This window comes from Marispirochaeta aestuarii (assembly GCF_002087085.1).
Taxonomy (GTDB): Bacteria; Spirochaetota; Spirochaetia; order JC444; family Marispirochaetaceae; genus Marispirochaeta; species Marispirochaeta aestuarii.
The window spans coordinates 1-325 of record NZ_MWQY01000078.1 but is presented as its reverse complement, the minus strand read 5'-3'; the positions used below and the strand labels follow the sequence as shown (position 1 = coordinate 325).

General features: G+C 56.9%; 1 pseudogene. It reads right to left on the bottom strand.

The annotated features are described in order from the left end of the window. Positions 1-325, bottom strand: a pseudogene (locus tag B4O97_RS19585) (RHS repeat domain-containing protein); the annotation flags it as partial.

Genomic DNA, 325 nt, shown 5'->3' with positions numbered 1-325 from the left:
TCGTACTCATAGTCCAGCTCGTAATTCAGGGGCCGGACAGAGGCCGAGGGGACTCGCGTTTCCGTGCTGGTCTTCGTAAGGATATTCCCCAGGCCGTCATAACTAAAGCTCTGGCTGTAGCGATCGGTCCAGCTGGTGTGGCCGGAGGGTTTGTTCACGTAGGTTCCTTCTGCACTCTCAAGCTGGTAGAGGCCGTCGTAGCTGTAGCTCTGGGTGCATGTGTACCTGCCGCTTGCATCTCTCCGCTCCTCGATGTTTCCCACATCGTCGAAGCTGTAGCTCAGGTTCTGCAGGTTCCGTCCCCACTGGTTCTCTGTGTTCAAGG